Here is a 1,128-nt window from a genome sequence, read left to right as displayed (position 1 = left end):
CGTGTTCCCCGCTTTTCAGGATTTTCCAATCCGCTTTGGCGCTGACACATTGGCATGAAGGCGTAATCTCCTGCAGAGTCAGGTCTGATTCGGTGACATTGTTAAGCCTGAAAAGCTTTGTTACCGTGTCGCCCCGGCTGATTACGCCTATGCTCCGGACGGGGTTATTGCAGAGTTTGTTTTCATCATCACCCCATGTCTGTGCGCCATCTGTGGAATCAAAGATAAGGTGGCTATAAAGCTCCTTAATCTTTGGATTATAGACCGGATTTCCAATGGCTATAACATTGTTGTCCGAATCAAGGAGGAAAGTCTGATGCTCCGGTTTGGAAGGGAGAGGGTTGGCTTTGCTGAAATCTCCTGCGGAATCTATTGCAACCGGTTGATGAAAGTTATTGTCATTCACGAGCCTTTCAATCTCCTCCCGTTTGTCGGAACCTACTATCATAAGGAAGTTGACATCAACATCAGGAGAGGATTTGAAACTGTTGATCACCTTTTCCCAATCCTGGAGTTTCATCCGGCAGTTGGTGCATCCGGTGGAATCGACATAAGTGACAATCTTGAAATCGGCGGCATCGAAATCGCAATCCACGGGGATGTTACCTACCTGAAATCCAAGTCCCTCAGGAATTACGATTTCCTTGCCAACCCATTCCGCGACAATATCCTGCTGCTCCTTGTTTGAGCCCGAACAGGATATCATTGTCAAAAGCAATAATTGCGTTATCCGATATAAAATATTTTTACACATTGTTCTTTCTAAATATAAATTTATATAGAATCTTCAGGATTATCATCCCTTATCATATCAAGTTGCAAACTGGAATCCCAACATTCGCACTATAAGGATTATAAAACCTTTCATGATGTTAATTTTTTATTGCAAATTTAATAGAATTATCACCTATTATCCAAAAAATAAATCTATCATAGCATAAATATGATACATACTATATAATTGAATATAAGCTATATATCAAATCTCCTTAAAATAGATTCTATCACAACCAATTTACACATGTCACGACACTTGGCGGAAGCGAAATCCCCGCTTATCGGTCTGCGCCCGATAAAGTAAAAAGTAAAAGGAATAGGTAAAAAATAAGAATTGGCAAGACTCTAACG

Annotated in this window: 1 protein-coding gene; it reads right to left on the bottom strand. The window is 40.5% G+C overall.

Features of this window, described 5'->3' with window-relative positions:
- A partial coding sequence (locus tag JX312_RS13905) for a DUF1573 domain-containing protein (RefSeq protein WP_204458518.1) occupies positions 1–706 on the bottom strand: 706 nt, incomplete at its 3' end.
- Positions 707–1,128 lie beyond the last annotated feature (422 nt).

Origin of the sequence: Barnesiella sp. CU968 (assembly GCF_905219685.1) — a bacterium.
GTDB lineage: Bacteria > Bacteroidota > Bacteroidia > Bacteroidales > Muribaculaceae > Lepagella > Lepagella muris_A.
The sequence above is the reverse complement of the archived record's forward strand: the minus strand, read 5'-3'. Positions and strand labels throughout refer to the sequence as shown.